Genomic DNA, 19789 nt, shown 5'->3' with positions numbered 1-19789 from the left:
CGCGTGGGGCAGGCCCCGCGGTCATGCGGCGCGTACGGCGCCGAAGCGGATGTCGTACGGCGTCTCCGGGTGCATCGTCCGCAGCATTCGCTCCCCCTCGGCGGTGACCTCGTCCCGCTGCGCCCCGGTGAGCCTGCCGAAGGGCTCGATCACCAGCGCGTGCTCCTCCAGTCGCCACAGGCCCGCGAGGAACCCGTCGACCAGGAGCGTGCAGTAGGCGAAGTTGCCCTGCCAGGAGCGGCCCCTGTACTCGGGCGGGACGACACGGGTGCGGTCGGCGTGGGAGAGCAGCAGATTGTCGAACTCGGGCAGGAAGCGCGGCGGGGCCGGGGTGTCCGGGTCGGGGCGGGGGGCGTCCGGCAGGTCGAAGAGCTCGACGCCGCCCTCGTCCCGGAAGGTGACGAGTCGCGGGCGGAGGCGTTCGAAGGCGTCGCGCAGGCGGGTCAGTCCGGCCCAGGCCTGCATGTCCCGCACGGAGGCCGGGCCGAAGGCGGCGAGGTAGCGCAGGACGACCGCGTCGGGCGTGGCGGCCGGTCCGGCGGGACGGCCCAGCCAGTGCTCGGCGGTGGTCAGACTGACCTGACCGCTCCGGCCCCACAGGCCTCGCGGGGTCACCTGCACGAGCGGCAGCCGGCACCGGGCGGCGACGGACAGGGCCTGCGGGTCGGCGTCCGGCCACTCCCGGAGCAGGGCCTCGCGCAGCTGCTTCATGGTGCGGGGCTCGGTCTCGACGAGCTCGCGGGCGAGGGCGGCGAGCCGGTCCAGGTCGACACCGGCGAGTCCCTTGCGGAACTGCGTCAGCTCCCGGTCCCGGGCGGGCTGCACCAGCGGACGCAGCGTGAGGCAGTCGTCCGCGGTGTGGGTGTGGACGGTGGAGCGCATCGTGACGATCCGGACGACCTCGCGGTCGGCCATCAGCCGGGACAGCGCCTCGGGGGCGAATCCGTCGAGGCGGGCGGCGAGCGCGTAGTACGGGGGCTTGACGTTCTGCGCCTGGAGACCGACCAGGTGCTCGACGGCCGCGGCGGCGGAGATCCGGGCCGGGCGCAGGAGCAACTGGCGGTCCAGGGTGGCGCGGTTGAGGGCCCGGGTACCGAGGTGCGGTGCCGTGCCGGCGACGCTCGGCTTGGTGTTCGTCATGGGGGCACGGTAGCGAGAGTTGCGGACAGGTTCTGGCCGCGACGGGGAGTGGGTCAGAAAGTGATGAGCGCCTTGAGGACGCGGCGGTCCGCCATCGCCCGGTAGGCGTCCGCGGTCTGGTCGACGGTGAAGCTCCGGTCGAAGACGCGGCCCGGTTCGATGGTGCCGTCCAGGACGTCCGGCATCAGCTCCTCGATGTAGGCGCGGGCCGGGCTCGCGCCGCCGGTGAGGGTGATGTTCCGCATGATCGTGGACGGGCCGAGGGGGCCCTCCTCGTACTGCGGGACGCCCAGCCGGCTGATGGTGCCGCCGTCCACGACCGCCGCCAGGGCGGTCTGGAGCGTCTGGAGGGTGCCGACGGCCTCGATGACCTTGTCCACACCGTCGCCGCGGGTCAGCTCGCGGACGCGGGCGACGCCCTCCTCACCCCGCTCGGCGACCACGTCGGTGGCGCCGAACTCGCGGCCCAGGTCGGTGCGTGCCTCGTGCCGGCCCATCAGGATGATCCGTTCCGCGCCCAGCCGCCTGGCGGCGATGACCGCGCACAGACCCACCGCGCCGTCCCCGACGACCAGGACCGAGTCGCCGCGGCCGACACCCGCGGTGACGGCACCGTGGTGGCCGGTGCCCATCACGTCCGAGAGCGTCAGCAGTGAGGGCAGCAGCGCGGAGCCGGCGTCGACGGGCAGCTTGACCAGGGTGCCGTCGGCCTGGGGGACGCGCACCGCCTCACCCTGGCCGCCGTCCACGCCGTCGAAGCCGTACCGGCCGCCCTGCCGGCACGAGAAGTGCAGGCCCTTGGCGCAGTAGTCGCAGGTGTTGTCGCAGTACGTGAACGGCGCGACGACCAGGTCACCTGTCTTGATCCCGGACACCTCGGAGCCGGTCTCCTCGACCACGCCGAGGAACTCGTGTCCCATCGGGCGGCCGGTGCCGGTAACGGGCAGGGACTTGTAGGGCCACAGGTCGCTGCCGCACACGCACGACAGGACGGTGCGCACGACGGCGTCGGTGGGCTGCTGGATCTTCGGGTCGGGCCGGTGCTCCGTCCGGACGTCGCCGGCGCCGTACATCATGGCTGCGCGCACGGGTTCTCCTCATCTCGCGGGTTCCTTGACGTCACCCACCGTGCGCCCCCGCACGCCCGCCAGGGAGACCGGGCGCTTCCGGGGGGTGAACAGCGGTGGGTATGACAGGGCCCCCCTCGCGGATACCGCCCTGGTGGCGGCGTTGCGACACTGGGTCCATGGCATCGGAGCAGCACACCAGCGGCGACGAACTGGGGCGCTTCCTGCGCGCCCGCCGCACCCAGACCAGCCCCGAGAGCGTCGGGTTCACCCCGGGCGCGGGCATACGCCGCACGCCCGGTCTGCGCCGCGAGGAGCTGGCTGCCCTCGCCGGCGTCAGCATCGACTATTACATCCGTCTAGAACGCGGCAAGGAGACCCGGCCGAGCCCCGGCGTCGTCGACTCCCTCGCCCGTGCACTACGCCTCGACGACGAGGAACACCACCATCTGCGCGAACTCGCCGCCCGGGCCGCCAACTACGCTCCCGAGCCGCCTCCCCCGCCGAGCCGGACCGTCCGGCCGCACCTGAAGCTGCTCCTGGAGACGATGCGGCCCCACCCCGCCTACATCGTCAGCCGCAGCATGGACCTGCTCGCCTGGAACCCCGGCGGCCTCGCCCTGTACGCCGGTATGGCCGACTGGCCCGCCAGGCAGCGCAACCTCGCCCGCTACCTCTTCCTGCACCCCACGGCTCGCGAGCTGTTCCCCGACTGGGAGCCCCTGGTGCGCGCGTGCGTCGCCCGGCTGCGCGCCCAGGCCGGCACCAGCCCCGACGCCCCCGACCTGGTCGGCCTCGTCGGCGAACTGGTGCTCAAGAGCCCCGACTTCGCCAAGCTGTGGGAACGCTACGAGGTCATCGGCCGCAAGAAGACGCAGAAGACCTTCCACCACCCCGAGGTCGGTGTCCTGACCCTCAGGGGCCAGAACATGCACCTCGAAGGCACGCCCGGCCAGCGCCTCTGCGTCTACACCGCCGAACCCGGCAGCCCCGACCACGACGCGATGCTCCTCCTCGACATGACCGCACCCGAGCCCGCCCGGCACGCGGACGCGAAGAGCGGCCGGCCACGCCCCGCGCAGTCCTGACCCGAAGCCCCTGCCTGCTGTCTGCCGTCCGGGCTCACGCGCCGGGTCCCGGGTCCGGCTGGACGGCTGACTCGATGCCGGCTCGGGCCGCCTCCAGCTGGGCGGCGAACGCGATGCCGAGGAAGAGCGCGACGGCGGTGAGGTTCGCCCACAGCAGCAGGGCGATGAAGGCGGTGAGCGGCCCGTACACGGCGCCGAAGGCACCGCTCTCCTCGACGTACAGCGCGAGCAGCCACGTGGCCGACACCCACAGCAGCAGATGCACGGCCGAGCCGAAGGCCAGCCAGGTGTAGCCGGGCTGGACGCGGCGGGGCGACCAGCGGAAGATCACGGCGGAGGCCACCCAGGCCAGCGCGAGCCCCACGGGGATGTCGAGCACACCCCACCACCGCGACCCGCTGTCCTCCCAGCCGGCCGAGTCCGCCAGGGCGTCGCCCACGGCCTCGCCGGCGACGAGTACGACGAACCCCAGCACCAGGGGCAGACCGGCGGCGAGCGCGAGAACGATCGCGCGCCCGTACTTGCGCGGGAAGGGACGGTCGCGCTCGATGCCGTAGATGCGGTTGGCGCCGCGCTCGATCTGGCCCATGGCCGAGGCGAGGTTCAGCAGCGCGAAGCCCAGACCGAGCCACAGGGCGAGCGTGCCCCAGACATTGCCGTGCGCGGTGCGCCGCGTCCCTTCGAAGGCGTCCTCGACGATCTGCGCGCTGGCCCCCGGCACGATCCGGCCGAGCGTCTGCTCGATGACCCGGCCCACGCCCTCCGTGTGCACCGACGTGGCCAGTCCGACGAGCGCCACGGTGCACGGGACCAGCCCGAGCACGACCTGGAAGGCGAGGGCCCGCGCGTTGGTGAAGCCGTCCGCGTACCGGAACCGTGCGAAGGCGTCGGCCAGCAGCCGCAGCCCTCCGTAGTGGCGCAGGGCGGTGAACGCCTCGTCTCCGGAGAGCTCTTCTCCGATCATGTCCCGGGTCTGCGGGACGTGGACGGCGGTACCCATGGCGTGCACGCTCCTTGTCGTAGGGCGGCTCCCTGGCGGAGGCTGCTCCCTGTCCGGTCCGGTCGTCTTGTGAACGTCTCCCCTCAGGGGAGATCGGGATCACAGAAACGGCGAGGGAAAGGTCACAGCCTCGTCCACTGCTGCTCCTCTGTGTCCGTGTCCTAGCATCCGAGCATGACGGTCCTGCCTGACGACGGGCTCGAGCTGGCCGGCGACTTCCCTGATGTGCCCCATGAGCAGTGGCAGCGCCTTGTGGCGGGTGTGCTGCGCAAGTCGGGCAAGGAAGTGGAGGGCGCCGAGGCCGAGGAAGCCCTGTCCACCGCGCTGGAGGACGGGTTGCGCACCCGGCCTCTCTACACCGCGCACGACACCGCGCCCGAGCCGGGCCTGCCCGGATTCGCTCCCTTCGTGCGGGGCGGCCGGGCCGAGGGGAACACGCTCGGCGGCTGGGACGTACGGCAGCGGCACGCGGTGGCCGACGGCGGCGCGGTGCTCGCGGATCTGGAGAACGGCGTCACCTCCCTGTGGCTGGCCGTGGGGGACGGTGGCATCCCGGTGCCGGAGCTCGGCCGGGTCCTCGACGGTGTCCACCTCGACCTCGCCCCCGTCGTCCTCGACGCGGGACGTGAGACCGAGCCCGCCGCGCGGGAGCTGCTGCGGCTGTACGAGGAGCGGGGCATTGCCCGGGAGGCGGCGCACGGCAATCTGGGCGCCGACCCGCTGGGCCAGGAGGCCCGCAGCGGGCAGCAGGTCGACGTCGCTCCGGCGGCGCAGCTCGCGCGGCTGTGTGCCGAGGGGTACCCGGGGCTGCGGGCGCTGACCGTGGACGCGCTGCCGTACCACGAGGCCGGCGGCTCGGCCGCCCAGGAGCTGGGCTGCTCGCTGGCCACGGGAGTCGCGTATCTGCGGCACCTCACCGAGGCCGGGCTGAGCGTCGAACAGGCCTGTGCGCAACTGGAGTTCCGGTACGCGGCGACCGCCGACCAGTTCCTGACGATCGCCAAGCTGCGGGCCGCGCGCCGGCTGTGGGCGCGGGTCGCCGAGGTCTGCGGGGCGCCGCGCGCGGGGGCGCAGCGCCAGCACGTCGTCACCTCGCCGGTGATGATGACGCGCCGCGACCCGTGGGTGAACATGCTGCGCACCACCATCGCCACCCTGGCCGCCGGGGCGGGCGGGGCCGACTCCGTCACCGTGCTGCCCTTCGACCACGCCCTCGGCCTGCCGGACGCGTTCGCGCGCCGTATCGCCCGCAACACCTCGACCATCCTCATCGAGGAGTCGCACCTGTCCCGGGTGATCGACCCGGCGGGCGGCTCCTGGTACGTGGAGCGGCTCACCGACGAACTCGCCCACGCGGGCTGGGAGTTCTTCCGGCGGATCGAGCGGCTGGGCGGCCAGGCGGCGGCCCTGCGGTCGGGGGACCTCGCGCAGGACCTCGCCGACACCTGGCAGGCCCGCCGTGCGAAGCTGGCGAAGCGGCGCGAACCCGTCACGGGCGTCAGCGAGTTCCCGCACCTCGCGGAGAAGCCGGTGGTGCGCGAGAGCGCGCCCGAGCCGCCGTCCGGCGGGCTGCCGCGGGTGCGCCGCGACCAGGAGTTCGAGGCGCTGCGCGCCCGCTCCGACGCCCACCTCGCCGCGACCGGCTCCCGGCCCCGGATCTTCCTCGCCGCGATCGGCCCGGCCGCCGCGCACACCGCGCGCCTCACCTTCGCCTCGAACCTCTTCCAGGCGGGCGGCATCGAGCCCGTCACGGAAGGCGCCTTCGAGGACAGCGGCGCGACGGAGGCCGTGCTGTGCTCCAGCGACGCGCTGTACGAGGAGCAGGCCGGGACCACCGCCCGGGCTCTGAAGGCCTCCGGCGCACGGCATGTGTTCCTTGCGGGCCGCCCCGGGCAGTACCCCGGTGTCGACGCGTACGTCTTCGCGGGCTGCGACGCCGTGGCCGTGCTCTCCGCGACCCTCGACCGCATGGGAGTGTCCTGATGACCGCCCCCTCCGACCGTTCCGTCCCCGACTTCTCCGGGATCGAGCTGGGGACCCCCGCCTCCGACGGCGGCCCCGACGAGTGGCGTACGGCGGTCAAGAACGCCTCCGGCGGTGACGACCTGCTCTGGGAGACCCCGGAGGGCATCGCGGTCAAGCCGCTGTACACCGGGCGTGACCTGGAGGGCCTGGACTTCCTGGACACGTACCCGGGCACGGCGCCGTATCTGCGCGGCCCGTACCCGACGATGTACGTCAACCAGCCCTGGACGATCCGCCAGTACGCCGGTTTCTCCACGGCCGAGGAGTCCAACGCCTTCTACCGGCGCAACCTCGCGGCCGGGCAGAAGGGCCTGTCGGTCGCCTTCGACCTGCCCACGCACCGGGGCTACGACAGCGACCACCCGCGCGTGACCGGTGACGTCGGCATGGCGGGCGTGGCCATCGACTCGATCTACGACATGCGGCAGCTGTTCGACGGGATCCCGCTGGACAAGATGACGGTGTCGATGACGATGAACGGTGCCGTGCTGCCGGTGCTGGCGCTGTACATCGTGGCGGCGGAGGAGCAGGGCGTGCCGCCGGAGAAGCTGGCGGGGACCATCCAGAACGACATCCTCAAGGAGTTCATGGTCCGCAACACCTACATCTATCCGCCGAAGCCGTCGATGCGGATCATCTCCGACATCTTCGCCTTCACCTCGCAGCGGATGCCGCGCTACAACTCCATCTCCATCTCCGGCTACCACATCCAGGAGGCGGGCGCGACGGCCGACCTGGAGCTGGCGTACACGCTCGCGGACGGCGTGGAGTACATCCGGGCGGGCCGCGAAGCCGGCCTGGACGTGGACGCGTTCGCGCCCCGGCTGTCCTTCTTCTGGGCGATCGGCATGAACTTCTTCATGGAGGTCGCCAAGCTGCGGGCGGCTCGCCTGCTGTGGGCGAAGCTGGTGAGGCAGTTCGACCCGAAGAACGCCAAGTCCCTGTCGCTGCGCACCCATTCGCAGACCTCCGGCTGGTCGCTGACCGCGCAGGACGTGTTCAACAACGTGACGCGCACCTGCGTCGAGGCGATGGCGGCGACGCAGGGGCACACGCAGTCGCTGCACACCAACGCCCTCGACGAGGCGCTGGCCCTGCCCACCGACTTCTCGGCGCGCATCGCCCGCAACACGCAGTTGCTGCTCCAGCAGGAGTCCGGCACGACCCGGGTCATCGACCCCTGGGGCGGCAGCGCGTACGTGGAGAAGCTGACGTACGACCTGGCCCGGCGGGCCTGGCAGCACATCCAGGAGGTCGAGGCCGCGGGCGGCATGGCCAAGGCCATCGACGCGGGCATTCCGAAGCTGCGCATCGAAGAGGCGGCGGCCCGCACCCAGGCCCGGATCGACTCCGGGCGGCAGCCTGTCATCGGCGTCAACAAGTACCGCGTCGAGACCGACGAGCAGATCGACGTCCTCAAGGTCGACAACTCCTCCGTGCGCACCCAGCAGATCGAGAAGCTGCGGCGGCTGCGCGCGGAGCGGGACGAGACGGCGTGCCAGGACGCGCTGGACGCGCTGACCCGGGCCGCCGCCGGCGAGGGCAACCTGCTGGAGCTGGCGGTGCGCGCGGCCCGCGCGAAGGCCACCGTCGGGGAGATCTCCGACGCCCTGGAGAAGGTGTACGGCCGGCACGCGAGCCAGATCCGTACGATCTCCGGCGTGTACCGCAACGAAGCAGGGGAGTCCCCGTCGGTGGACCGCACCCGAGCCCTGGTCTCCGACTTCGAGGAGGCCGAGGGCCGCCGCCCGCGCATCCTGGTCGCGAAGATGGGCCAGGACGGCCACGACCGCGGCCAGAAGGTGATCGCGACCGCCTTCGCCGATCTCGGCTTCGACGTGGACGTGGGCCCGCTGTTCCAGACCCCGGCCGAGGTCGCCCGGCAGGCCGTCGAGGCGGACGTCCACATCATCGGCGTCTCCTCACTGGCGGCCGGTCACCTCACCCTCGTCCCGGCGCTGCGCGAGCAGCTCGCCGAGGAGGGGCGCGAGGACATCATGATCGTGGTCGGCGGGGTGATCCCGCCGCAGGACGTCCCGACGCTGCTGGAGATGGGCGCGGCGGCGGTCTTCCCGCCCGGGACGGTGATCCCGGACGCGGCGTACGACCTGGTGAAGCGACTGTCGGACGGACTCGGGCACGACCTGTGATCGATGTCGACGCGTATGTGAAGGGCGTACTCGACGGGAAGCGGGCGATCATCGCCCGGGCCATCACGCTCGTCGAGTCGACCCGCCCTCAGCACCGGGTGCTGGCCCAGGGGTTGCTGACCGCGCTGCTGCCGCACAGCGGGCGGGCCCGGCGGATCGGGGTCAGCGGGGTGCCGGGCGTGGGCAAGTCGACGTTCATCGACGCGTTCGGTTCGATGCTGACGGGGCTCGGGCACCGGGTGGCGGTGCTCGCCGTCGACCCGTCCTCCAGCCGTACCGGCGGCTCGATCCTCGGCGACAAGACGCGCATGGAGCGGCTGGCCGTGGACCCGGCGGCGTTCGTCCGCCCCTCCCCCACCGCGGGCACGCTGGGCGGGGTCGCCAAGGCGACGCGTGAGTCGATCGTGGTGATGGAGGCGGCGGGCTACGACGTCGTCCTGGTGGAGACGGTCGGCGTCGGGCAGTCCGAGACCGCGGTCGCGAACATGGTCGACTCCTTCCTGCTGCTCACCCTCGCCCGCACGGGCGACCAGCTCCAGGGCATCAAGAAGGGCGTCCTGGAACTGGCCGACGTGATCGCCGTGAACAAGGCGGACGGGCCGCACGAGCGCGACGCCCGTGCCGCCGCCAGGGAGCTGGCGGGCGCGCTGCGGCTGATGCACGGCAAGGACGCGTTCTGGACCCCACCCGTGCTCAGTTGCAGCGCCCGTGAGTCGAGCGGCCTGGACACGGTGTGGGAGCGCCTGGAGCAGCACCGCACCCTGCTGGACTCCACGGGTCGCCTCGCCGCCAAGCGCCGCGACCAGCAGGTCGACTGGACCTGGAGCATGGTCCGCGACGAACTCCTCGGCCGCTTGCACGCCGATCCGGCGGTACGGGCGCTGGCGCCGGTGCTGGAGCAGCGGGTCCGGGAGGGTGAGCTCACCCCGACGCTGGCCGCCGAGCGGATCCTCGGCGCGCTCGGCGGTGGCTCCGAGGCGGCGGGTTCCTAGACCGGAAGCAACCGGAACGGCGAATTCGCATACCCGGCTTGCATGACTATGCAAAGTGATACATACTCTTTCTATGTCCAAGGTCCTCACCTCCCTGCCCGCCGGCGAGCGCGTCGGCATCGCCTTCTCGGGCGGTCTCGACACCTCCGTCGCGGTCGCGTGGATGCGCGACAAGGGCGCCGTCCCGTGCACCTACACCGCCGACATCGGCCAGTACGACGAGCCCGACATCGCGTCGGTGCCCGGCCGTGCGAAGACCTACGGTGCCGAGATCGCGCGTCTGGTCGACTGCCGTGCCGCGCTGGTCGAGGAGGGCCTGGCGGCGCTGACCTGCGGCGCGTTCCACATCCGCTCGGGCGGGCGGGCGTACTTCAACACCACGCCGCTCGGCCGTGCCGTCACGGGCACGCTGCTGGTGCGCGCGATGCTCGAGGACGACGTCCAGATCTGGGGCGACGGCTCGACCTTCAAGGGCAACGACATCGAGCGGTTCTACCGCTACGGCCTGCTCGCCAACCCGCACCTGCGGATCTACAAGCCCTGGCTGGACGCGGCGTTCGTGACCGAGCTCGGCGGCCGCAAGGAGATGTCGGAGTGGCTCGTCGCCCACGGGCTGCCCTACCGCGACAGCACGGAGAAGGCGTACTCCACGGACGCCAACATCTGGGGCGCCACGCACGAGGCGAAGACCCTGGAGCACCTGGACACCGGCGTCGAGACCGTCGAGCCGATCATGGGCGTGAAGTTCTGGGACCCCGAGGTCGAGATCGCCACCGAGGACGTGACGATCGGCTTTGAACAGGGCCGCCCCGTGACGATCAACGGCAAGGAGTTCTCCTCCCCCGTCGACCTGGTCATGGAGGCCAACGCCATCGGCGGGCGGCACGGCCTGGGCATGTCGGACCAGATCGAGAACCGGATCATCGAGGCCAAGAGCCGCGGCATCTACGAGGCCCCGGGCATGGCCCTGCTGCACGCCGCGTACGAGCGTCTGGTCAACGCGATCCACAACGAGGACACCCTCGCCCAGTACCACACCGAGGGACGGCGGCTCGGCCGGCTGATGTACGAGGGCCGCTGGCTGGACCCGCAGGCGCTGATGATCCGCGAGTCGCTCCAGCGGTGGGTCGGCGCGGCCGTCACCGGCGAGGTGACGCTGCGCCTGCGGCGCGGCGAGGACTACTCGATCCTCGACACGACCGGCCCGGCGTTCAGCTACCACCCGGACAAGCTGTCCATGGAGCGCACCGAGGACTCCGCGTTCGGTCCGGTGGACCGGATCGGCCAGCTCACCATGCGCAACCTGGACATCGCCGACTCGCGCGCCAAGCTGGAGCAGTACGCCGGCATCGGCCTGATCGGCACCGGCAGCCCGACCATCGGCGCCTCCCAGGCCGCCGCGACCGGGCTGATCGGCACCATGCCGGAGCTGCCGCAGGGCGGCGCCGAGGCCATCGCCTCCCGGGGCGCGGTCTCCGAGGAGGACGCGTGGCTGGACCGCGCCGCGATGGACTCCGGCACGGACTGATCGGTTCGGGTGCCCCGTGTGACGACGGGGCATCGGACAAGGGGCCGGCCCGGCACGCACAGTGCCGGGCCGGCCCTTTTTTCTGGCCGAACGGCCGAGGCGCGAAACCGCGTACCCGGGTCACAGTGGAGCCACTTCCCACCGATCCCCCAGGAGTACGAGATGCAGCGCGGTTTCCTCGCCGGTGCCGTCGGCGGTGTGGTCGCCATGGCCGCCGGGGGCGGGGCCCTCACCCACCTCCTGGCCGGCGAGGACGTGCAGCACACCACGATCGACGCCGTCCCCCGCCGGTTCTACGTGAAAGTGGACGGCCACCCGGCGGTGGAGAGGACGATCCTTCAAGCCCGTATCGAGGGCTGGTACCACCCGCTGCCGTGGGTCGGTGAGGCCATCGGCGAGGTGTCCTGCCCGGCGCATCTGAAGGCGGTGCCCGGTGCGACCGGGACGTGCACGGCGCGGGCCGGGGGCGAGCGGGTCTCGATTCCCGTCCGCGTGATCAGGGTCGAGGGAGACCCCGCGACACCGCGGGTGACGTGGAAGTTCGAGCGCTGACCCGTCCTGCTGCGCAGGGTGACGGCTCACCCTGCGCAGGCCGCGGACCGGCCGCCCTTCAGCGCGTGCTGCCGGCCATCTCCCGGACAGGCGCGTCGAGGGCGTCCAGGCTGCGCAGGATGTCCTCCACGCGCTGCTTGGCATCGCCGAAGAGCATCTGGCTGTTCTCCCGGAAGAACAGCGGGTTCTGCACACCGGCGTACCCGGCGGCCATCGACCGCTTGAAGACGACCACGTTGGCGGCCTCCCACACGTGCAGCACCGGCATACCCGCGATGGGGCTGGCCGGGTTGTCGGTGGCGGCCGGGTTGACGGTGTCGTTGGCGCCGATGACCAGGACGACCGAGGTGGCGGCGAAGTCGTCGTTGATCTCGTCCATTTCCAGGACGATGTCGTACGGCACGTTCGCCTCGGCGAGCAGCACGTTCATGTGCCCGGGCAGCCGGCCGGCGACCGGGTGGATGCCGAAGCGCACCTCGACGCCCCGCTCGCGCAGCTTGCGGGCCAGTTCGGCGACCGGGTACTGGGCCTGGGCGACGGCCATGCCGTAGCCGGGCGTGATGATCACCGAGGAGGCGTCGCGCAGGAGTTCCGCGGTCTCCTCGGCGCTGATCTCGCGGTGCTCGCCCTGCTCGCCCTCGTCGGCCGCCGCGGCCGGGGTGCCGAAGCCGCCGGCGATCACCGAGATGAAGGACCGGTTCATCGCCTTGCACATGATGTACGACAGGTAGGCACCGGAGGAGCCGACCAGCGCGCCGGTGACGATGAGCAGGTTGTTGGCGAGCAGGAAGCCCGAGGCGGCGGCGGCCCAGCCGGAGTAGCTGTTGAGCATGGAGACGACCACCGGCATGTCACCGCCGCCGATCGAGGCGACCAGGTGCGCGCCCAGGGCGAGGGCGATGACGGTGACCGCGATGAGCAGGCCGATGTGGGGGCGTGCCACGAACGCGACGGTGAGCGCGACGAACGCGACCAGGGCGCCCACGTTGAGGACGTGCTTGCCGGGCAGCGTGAGCGGGCGGGAGTTGATGCGTGCCGAGAGCTTCAGGTAGGCGACGACGGAACCCGTGAAGGTGACGGCGCCGATGAACACCCCGATGAACACCTCGGCGTGGTGGATGCCGAGCAGCGAACCGGTGAGCTCCTCACCGCCGTGGTTTCCGGCGTCGACGTCGAGGTAGCCGTTCCAGCCGACGAACGCGGCGGCGAGACCGACGAGGCTGTGCATGATGGCGATCAGCTCCGGCATGCCGGTCATCTCGACCACCCGGGCCCGCCACAGTCCGATGCCCGCGCCGACGGCCGTGGCGACGGCGATCAGCACGAGTCCGGTGGCGGTGATGCTCTTCGAGGCGAGACCGACGGTGGCCGCCAGGGCGACGACCATGCCCGCGATGCCCCAGACGACTCCCGAGCGGGAGGTCCGGTGCTGCGAGAGCCCGGCGAGGCTGAGGATGAACAGCAACGCGGCGACGACGTAGGCGGCTTCTGAGGCCGTGACTGTGGTCATCCGTGATCAGCCCTTCGAGAACATGCCGAGCATCCGGCGGGTGACGGCGAATCCGCCGAAGATGTTGATGCTCGCCAGCAGGATCGCGGCGAACGACAGCACGGTGACGGCGGTGTTCCCGTGCCCGATCTGGAGCAGCGCGCCGACCACGACGATCCCGGAGATGGCGTTGGTGACCGACATCAGCGGGGTGTGCAGCGCGTGGTGCACGTTGCCGATGACGTAGAAGCCGATGACGATCGCCAGCACGAACACCGTGAAGTGGCCGATGAGCTGGCTCGGCGAGAAGGCCGTCACCAGGAACAGCGCGAGCGCCCCGGCACCGACCAGGGCGTACGAGGACCACGCGGGGCGGGCGGGCTTCGCCGGCGGCGTGGAGGGCGCCGCCGGTTCCGTACCGCCGGCGGGGGCGGGTGCGGGTGCGGCCGACACCTGGACCGGGGGCGGCGGCCAGGTCTTCTCGCCGGCGCGGACCACGGTCATCGACCGCTGCACCACGTCGTCGAAGTCGAGGACGAGACGGCCGTCCTTGCCCGGGGTCAGCAGCTTCATCAGGTTGACGACGTTGGTGCCGTACAGCTGCGAGGCCTGGGCCGGGAGCCTGCCGGGCAGGTCGGTGTAGCCGATGATCGTCACGTCGTTGTCGGTGACGACGGCCTTCCCGGCGACCGTGCCCTCGACGTTGCCGCCCTGGGCCGCCGCCATGTCGACGATCACGCTGCCGGACTTCATCCGCGCCACGTCCTCGGCGGTGATCAGCCTCGGCGCCGGGCGGCCCGGGATGAGCGCGGTGGTGATGATGATGTCGACGTCGGCGGCCTGCTCGGCGTAGAGCTGCGCGGCGAGCCGGTCGTAGTCCTCCGAAGTGGCCCTGGCGTAGCCGTCGGTGCTGACCTCCTGCTCGACGCCCACCGCCAGGAACTCCCCGCCCAGCGAGCGGACCTGCTCGGCGACCTCGGGCCGGGGGTCGGTGGCGCGGACCACGGCACCGAGGCTGCGGGCGGCGCCGATCGCGGCGAGTCCGGCCACACCGGCACCGGCCACCAGCACCTTGGCGGGCGGCACCTTTCCGGCGGCCGTCACCTGGCCGGTGAAGAACCGGCCGAAGGCGTGCGCGGCCTCGACCACGGCCCGGTATCCGGCGATGTTCGCCATCGAGCTGAGCACGTCCAGGGACTGGGCGCGCGAGATGCGCGGCACGGCGTCCATGGCGAGCACGGTGATCGGCCGCCGCGCCAGCTCGTCGACCAGTTCCGGGTGCAGCGCGGGGCCGATGAGCGCGATCAGCGTCGCCCCGTCCCGCAGCCGGCCGATCTCCTCGCTCGAGGGGCCGTTCACCTTGAGCACGATCTCCGCCTGCCACGGGTCGCCGAGCCGGGCGCCCGCCTCCTCGTAGGCCGCGTCGGCGAAGCGGGACGAGGCTCCCGCCCCCGGTTCGACCACCACCTCGTAGCCGAGCGCGGCAAGTCTCCCCACGGTGGCCGGCGTCGCCGCCACCCTGGTCTCGCCCGCAGTGGACTCGGCGGGTATGCCGATCCGCTGGGGTTCCGGTTCCGCTGGGACCATCGTCTGCCTCTCCGTCGTTCGGGTGCCTGTCCTCCTTGGTGCCCGCATCCTGCACCTTCGACGCGGCATAGGCGGCGGGCCGCGGTCACATGGCCGAGGAGGTCGTCCTCACACCGCAGGGGGCTTGCCGTGAGGCGCTTTCGGGGGTACGGGATCGATGTGACGCCAGGGACGGGAGAAGGCTCGCGGGGCAGGCGGGGTGTGACGCGTCAGGTGAACAGGTCGGTCGTGCGCTGCTGGATCTCCTGTGGGGTCAGCTCCTCGATCGTCTGGGAGATCATCCAGAGATGGCCGAACGGATCGGCGAGACGGCCGCCGCGCTGCCCGTAGTGCTGGTCGGCGACCGGATACACCACGCTCGCCCCGCCCCGCAGCATGGCCTCGGCCACGGCGTCGGCGTCGGACACGTCCAGGGCCATGATCACCGGGCTGCCGCCGAGCGAGTCCGGCGCCGGGTCGCTCTCGTCGGCGTCCTTGACCGCGATCACCGCGGCGCCGAGCCGCAGCATGGCGTGCACGATCTTCCCGTCGGGGTCGGTGTACCGCTCGATCTCCTCGGCGCCGAACGCGGTCCGGTAGAAGTCGATCGCCCGGGGCCCGTCGGAGACCACGAGGCGGGCGTAGAGGCGGGTGAGGGACGGCTTGTCGTTCGTGTTCGTCATGCCTTCACGATGGCCGGTCCGGGCGGCCGTGGATTGTAGAAAACGGCCGGCCGGGCAGGACCCGTCACCCGCCGAGCGGAACGTGGTTGCGTTCCAGGGGCGAGCGCGGCGCGTACGCGGTCGGGGTGATCCCGGCGAGCGCGCGGAACTCGTGGATCAGATGCGCCTGGTCGTGGTAGCCGCACTCGGCGGCGAGGACCGCCCAGTCCCGCTCCCCGGGCCCGGCGTTCACACGGCCCAGCAGCCGCTGGAAGCGCCGTACCCGCGCATACCGTTTCGGCGGGAGGCCCAGCTGTTCGGCGCACCTGCGGGCCAGCCGCCGGGAGGTCCAGCCGAGCCGGTCGGCGACCTCACCCACCGGGGTTCCGCGGTCGAGCAGCACCGCGGCGTAACGGACCGCCGGGTCGGGCGCCAGGGGACGTTCCGACCGCCGCAGCAAGGCCGTCTCCAGCTCCCGCAGGCACGCCTGCGGGTCGCCGGCGGCCATGGCCTCCAGCAGCCGCTCGCGCAGCACGGCACCGTCCGCGCCCCACAGCTCGTCGAGCCCGGCGAGCCGGTCGCGGAGCGCGCTGACCGGCACGGAGAGGAACGGATACGCCCCCGCGGGACGGAACGCCACCCACACGACCGCGCGCTGCTGCGCCGGGTCGATCACCGCCGGCCCCGTGTACGGCCCCTGGAGAGCCGCGCCCCGGGTCCGCCTGTCCGACGAGCCCAGGGCGTCCCCGTCGAGGTTCACCAGCAACTGGGCCCCGCCCGTCGGCAGGGACAGCTCGGCGGAGTGCGCGAACCGTCCCTCGGCGTAGCCGAGCGCACCGACGAGCGGCGCGAGTGCCGGCGCCGACGGCCGGACCGTGAGCGAGACGGGAGTCTCCTCCGCCGTGGGAGCCATACGCCCAGCCTAGGATCCCCGCTACACCGCCAGCCACACCGCCTGGTCGGGCCCCAGCAGGCCGTCCTCAAGCCGGCCGCTGGTCAGGAGGATCCCGGAGTGTGCGGGCAGCTCGTACGGCTCGGTGGAGAGGTTGACCACGCACACGAATCCGGGGTCGCGGCTGAAGGCCAGCACCCCCTCGGGGGCGTCCAGCCAGGTCATCGTGCCGTCGCCGAGGGCGGGGTGGTCGCGGCGGACGCGCAGGGCCGTGCGGTAGAGCTCCAGCATGGACGCCGGGTCGCCGGTCTGGGCCTCGACGCTCAGTCCGGCCCAGTCGGCGGGCTGCGGCAGCCAGGGGTCGGCGGTCGCACCGGCGGGGCTGAAGCCGTAGGGGGCCTCCTGGCCCGACCAGGGGATGGGCACACGGCAGCCGTCACGGCCGCGGTCGGTGTGCCCCGAGCGCTCCCAGATCGGGTCCTGGAGGGCGGACTCGGGCAGGTCCTCGACCTCGGGGAGGCCGAGTTCCTCGCCCTGGTAGACGTAGGCGCCGCCGGGCAGGGCGAGCATCAGCAGGGCGGCGGCCCGGGCACGCCGGGTGCCGAGCTCCGGGTCGAGGGAGCCGTCGGGCTCGAACCGGGCGTTGGCCATCCAGCTCCGCGCGGCGGTACGGCCGTAGCGGCTGGGGTGGCGCATGACGTCGTGGTTGGAGAGGACCCAGGTGGCGGGTGCGCCCACCGCGCCGAGCATGGCCAGGGAGTCTTCGATGACCGCGCGCAGGTCCTTGGCGTCCCAACCGCACATGAGGAAGTCGAAGTTGAACGCGGTGTGGAGGCCGTCCCGGCGGACGTACGCCGCCAGCCGTTCCGGTGTGTCGGCCCAGGCCTCGGCGACGAAGGAACGGTCGCCGGGGAACTCGTCGGCGACCTTGCGCCAGCCCCGGTATATCTCGTGCACCTCGTCGCGGTCCCAGTGCGGATGGTCGAGGTGCTGCCGGATCTCCTCCCGGCGGGTGAGCGGGCCCGTCACCGCGGGTTCGGCGCGGGGCGGCAGGTCGAGCAGCTCCGGGTGTTTGACCAGGCCGTGGGCGACGTCGATGCGGAAGCCGTCGACGCCCCGGCTGAACCAGAACCGCAGGATCGACTCGAACTCGGCGCGGACCTCGGGGTGCTGCCAGTTGAGGTCGGGCTGCTCGGGTGCGAACAGGTGGAGGTACCAGTCGCCGTCGGGCAGCCGGGTCCAGGCCGGGCCGCCGAAGCAGGACACCCAGTCGTTCGGGGGCTCGGCGCCACCGGGTCCGCGGCCGGGGCGGAAGACGTAGCGCTCGCGTTCCGGGCTGCCCGGTCCGGCCGTCAACGCCGCCTGGAACCAGGTGTGCTGGTCGGAGGTGTGGTTGGGCACGATGTCGGGGATGACGCGGATCCCGTGCGCGTGCGCTTCGGTGATGAGCCGCTCGGCGTCGGCCAGGGTGCCGAAGCGCGGGTCGATGGCGCGGAAGTCGGCGACGTCGTAGCCGTGGTCGGCCATGGGGGACTCGTACCAGGGGTTGATCCAGATGGCGTCCACGCCGAGGGACTTCAGATACGGCAGCCGGGAGCGGATGCCGGCGATGTCGCCGACGCCGTCGCCGTTGTCGTCGGCGAAGCTGCGGACGTAGACCTGGTAGATGACGGCACTGCGCCACCAGGGTGCGGTGAAAGACACCTGCTGTGACTCCTTCTGTGGGGGCGTGTCTACTTCGCGGCGCCGGCCGTGAGTCCGGCGACGATCCGGCGCTGGAACAGCAGCACCAGCACGACCAGCGGAATGGTCACCACGACGCCCGCGGCCATCTGGCTGCCGAACGGCGTCTGGTACGTCGTCGCCCCCGAGAACTTGGAGATGGCGACGGTCGCGGTCTGCATGCTGGGCTTGTTGGTCATCGACAGGGCGATGAGGAACTCGTTCCAGGCGGCGATGAAGGTGATGATCGCGGTGGTGAAGATGCCCGGCGCGGCGAGCGGGACGATGACCTTGCGGAAGGCCTGGCCGCGGGTGCAGCCGTCGACCATGGCGGCGTGTTCCAGCTCGTCGGGCATCTGCCGGAAGAACGTGGTCAGGTTCCACACGGCCAGCGGCAGCGTGAAGGACATGCTGGGCACGATCATGGACTGGTAGGTGTTGATCCAGCCGATGTCGGTGAACAGCTTCAGCAGCGGTACGACGATCGACACCACCGGGAACATCGAGGTGGCGATGATCAGCGTGAGGATCAGCCGCTTGAAGCGGAACTCCAGCCGGGCCATCGCGTACGCGGTGAACGTGGCCAGCAGCAGCGACAACGCGGTCGTGATGCCGGCGACGACGAGGCTGTTGAGCAGCGCCCTGGTGAAGCCCTGTCCCGGGCTGAACACCGACCGGTAGTTCTCGAACGACACCGAGGAGGGGAACAGGGACGTGCTGAAGATGTCGCCGGTGCTGCGGAGGCTGGAGACCAGCATCCAGTAGAACGGGGCCAGGCAGTAGGCCACCACCAGGGCGATGCCCAGATGGGGCAGCCACTGCCGCCACTTGGCCGTGAGGGTCATGCCGTCACCTCCCGGACGCGGCGGCGCGGGGCCCTGACCGCGTGGCTCTTGCGCTTCTTCGTCCCGCCGGCGCCCCCGATGAGGTCGGCGCCGAGCAGCCGCACGAAGGCGAGCGCGATGAGGAAGACGTAGAGGAAGAGGAGGACCGCGTACGCGGAGGCCGGTCCGAAGCGGACGTTGGACGCCTCGTTCTGCGCGAGCATCGACAGCGTCTCGACGGAGCCCTTCTGGGCGCCGATGAGGATGTAGGGCAGGTCGAACATCCGCAGCGCGTCCAGGCAGCGGAACAGCACCGCCACCATCAGCGCGGGCTTCACCAGCGGCAGGGTGATGCGCCAGAACTGCTGGAGGGCGCTCGCCCCGTCGAGCCGGGCCGCCTCGTAGACCTCCTTCGGGATCACCTGGAGGCCGGCCAGGACCAGCAGGCCGATGAAGGGGGCGGTCTTCCACACGTCGGCGATGACGACCGCGATCTTGGCGGAGAAGCCGTCGGCGGTCCACAGCACCTGGTGGCCGAGGAGGACGTTGGCGATCCCGTTCGCGTTGAAGATCCACTTCCAGAGCAGTCCGGAGATGGCCGTGGGGATCGCCCAGGGGACGAGGATGCCGGCCCGCACCACGGCCCGGCCCCGGAAGGCCCGGTGCATGACGATCGCCATGGCGACGCCGATCAGGGTCTCCAGCGACACCGTGACGACGGTGAAGAAGGTGGTGTTCCAGAAGGCGTTCCAGAAGCGGTCGCCGGCCTGGGTGAAGATGTCGGTGTAGTTCTTCAGCCCGACGAACGGCTCGGTGTTGCTGATGAATCCGGTCTTCGGGTCCAGCCCCTTCGGCCCGTACAGGGACTCGTCGAGTGCCATGAGCGTCGGGTAGAGGACGACGACCGTCAGCACCAGCAGGGTCGGGGAGACAAGGAGCGCGGCCAGGCGGCCGGTGCCCGCCGTGGCCCGGGCGCGTGGACGACGCCGGGGGCGTTCGGTGGCCGGGGGCCGCCCGGGGCGGCGGCGGGCCGCCGTCCCGGGTGCGTGCGGGGCGGTGTCGGGCGGGATCGCGGTGCCGGCCATGACCCGC

At 71.8% G+C, this 19789-nt stretch carries 16 protein-coding genes; 6 read left to right on the top strand and 10 right to left on the bottom strand.

The window, feature by feature from the left end; all coding sequences use genetic code 11:
- Positions 1-21: 21 nt before the first annotated feature.
- Both ABFX81_RS02805 and ABFX81_RS02800 read right to left on the bottom strand, forming a co-directional pair.
- Positions 22-1140 carry a winged helix DNA-binding domain-containing protein gene (locus tag ABFX81_RS02805; RefSeq protein WP_346137574.1) on the bottom strand — a complete coding sequence of 373 codons (1119 nt, stop codon included), beginning with the start codon at positions 1138-1140 and terminating at the stop codon, positions 22-24.
- 53 nt (positions 1141-1193) lie between these two features.
- Entirely contained in the window at positions 1194-2213 is a 1020-nt protein-coding gene (locus tag ABFX81_RS02800) for a zinc-binding dehydrogenase (protein ID WP_086850404.1), read from the bottom strand.
- Positions 2214-2386: 173 nt separating this feature from the next.
- Between ABFX81_RS02800 and ABFX81_RS02795 the strand changes: the two genes are divergently transcribed.
- Positions 2387-3295: an MmyB family transcriptional regulator gene (locus ABFX81_RS02795; RefSeq protein ID WP_086850390.1), complete on the top strand. Its 909-nt coding sequence runs from the start codon at positions 2387-2389 to the stop codon at positions 3293-3295.
- A 34-nt stretch (positions 3296-3329) separates the two neighbouring features.
- Here the strand turns inward: ABFX81_RS02795 and ABFX81_RS02790 are convergent, their stop codons facing one another.
- Positions 3330-4295, bottom strand: coding sequence for a YhjD/YihY/BrkB family envelope integrity protein (locus ABFX81_RS02790; protein WP_086850391.1), 966 nt, complete (start codon positions 4293-4295; stop codon positions 3330-3332).
- A 174-nt stretch (positions 4296-4469) separates the two neighbouring features.
- Here ABFX81_RS02790 and ABFX81_RS02785 point away from each other — a divergent pair, with 174 nt between their 5' ends.
- The 5 genes from ABFX81_RS02785 to ABFX81_RS02765 all read left to right on the top strand — a co-directional run bounded on the left by ABFX81_RS02785 (position 4470) and on the right by ABFX81_RS02765 (position 11542).
- Positions 4470-6278 carry a methylmalonyl-CoA mutase family protein gene (locus ABFX81_RS02785; RefSeq protein ID WP_086850392.1) on the top strand — a complete coding sequence of 603 codons (1809 nt, stop codon included), beginning with the start codon at positions 4470-4472 and terminating at the stop codon, positions 6276-6278.
- On the top strand, positions 6278-8470 hold the full coding sequence (scpA, locus tag ABFX81_RS02780; protein ID WP_086850393.1) for a methylmalonyl-CoA mutase: 2193 nt from the start codon (positions 6278-6280) through the stop codon (positions 8468-8470). The genes ABFX81_RS02785 and scpA overlap by 1 nt, the downstream gene beginning before the upstream one ends.
- Entirely contained in the window at positions 8467-9462 is a 996-nt protein-coding gene (gene meaB / locus ABFX81_RS02775) for a methylmalonyl Co-A mutase-associated GTPase MeaB (protein ID WP_086850394.1), read from the top strand. Before scpA ends, meaB begins: the two co-directional genes overlap by 4 nt.
- Positions 9463-9535: 73 nt before the next feature.
- Entirely contained in the window at positions 9536-10990 is a 1455-nt protein-coding gene (argG, locus tag ABFX81_RS02770; RefSeq protein ID WP_086850395.1) for an argininosuccinate synthase, read from the top strand.
- A 162-nt stretch (positions 10991-11152) separates the two neighbouring features.
- Entirely contained in the window at positions 11153-11542 is a 390-nt protein-coding gene (locus tag ABFX81_RS02765) for a DUF4333 domain-containing protein (protein WP_086850396.1), read from the top strand.
- A gap of 58 nt (positions 11543-11600) precedes the next feature.
- Here the strand turns inward: ABFX81_RS02765 and pntB are convergent, their stop codons facing one another.
- The 7 genes from pntB to ABFX81_RS02730 form a co-directional block, all read right to left on the bottom strand.
- A complete protein-coding gene (gene pntB, locus ABFX81_RS02760; protein ID WP_086850397.1) occupies positions 11601-13052 on the bottom strand; it encodes a Re/Si-specific NAD(P)(+) transhydrogenase subunit beta in 1452 nt (483 codons plus the stop codon).
- A gap of 6 nt (positions 13053-13058) precedes the next feature.
- Entirely contained in the window at positions 13059-14618 is a 1560-nt protein-coding gene (locus tag ABFX81_RS02755) for a Re/Si-specific NAD(P)(+) transhydrogenase subunit alpha (protein WP_086850398.1), read from the bottom strand.
- A 209-nt stretch (positions 14619-14827) separates the two neighbouring features.
- Positions 14828-15280: a VOC family protein gene (locus tag ABFX81_RS02750; RefSeq protein ID WP_086850399.1), complete on the bottom strand. Its 453-nt coding sequence runs from the start codon at positions 15278-15280 to the stop codon at positions 14828-14830.
- 64 nt (positions 15281-15344) lie between these two features.
- On the bottom strand, positions 15345-16172 hold the full coding sequence (locus tag ABFX81_RS02745) for a helix-turn-helix domain-containing protein (RefSeq protein ID WP_086850400.1): 828 nt from the start codon (positions 16170-16172) through the stop codon (positions 15345-15347).
- Positions 16173-16193: 21 nt separating this feature from the next.
- Positions 16194-17855: an alpha-amylase family glycosyl hydrolase gene (locus tag ABFX81_RS02740; RefSeq protein WP_086850401.1), complete on the bottom strand. Its 1662-nt coding sequence runs from the start codon at positions 17853-17855 to the stop codon at positions 16194-16196.
- 29 nt (positions 17856-17884) lie between these two features.
- Positions 17885-18718 (bottom strand): ABC transporter permease subunit, encoded by an 834-nt coding sequence (locus ABFX81_RS02735; RefSeq protein WP_086850402.1) that lies wholly within the window; start codon positions 18716-18718, stop codon positions 17885-17887.
- Positions 18715-19782 (bottom strand): ABC transporter permease subunit, encoded by a 1068-nt coding sequence (locus tag ABFX81_RS02730; protein WP_086850403.1) that lies wholly within the window; start codon positions 19780-19782, stop codon positions 18715-18717. The genes ABFX81_RS02735 and ABFX81_RS02730 overlap by 4 nt, the downstream gene beginning before the upstream one ends.
- Positions 19783-19789 lie beyond the last annotated feature (7 nt).

Origin of the sequence: Streptomyces coeruleofuscus (assembly GCF_039532725.1) — a bacterium.
GTDB classification, from domain to species: Bacteria; Actinomycetota; Actinomycetes; order Streptomycetales; family Streptomycetaceae; genus Streptomyces; species Streptomyces coeruleofuscus.
This window is presented reverse-complemented; position numbering and strand designations above follow the sequence as displayed.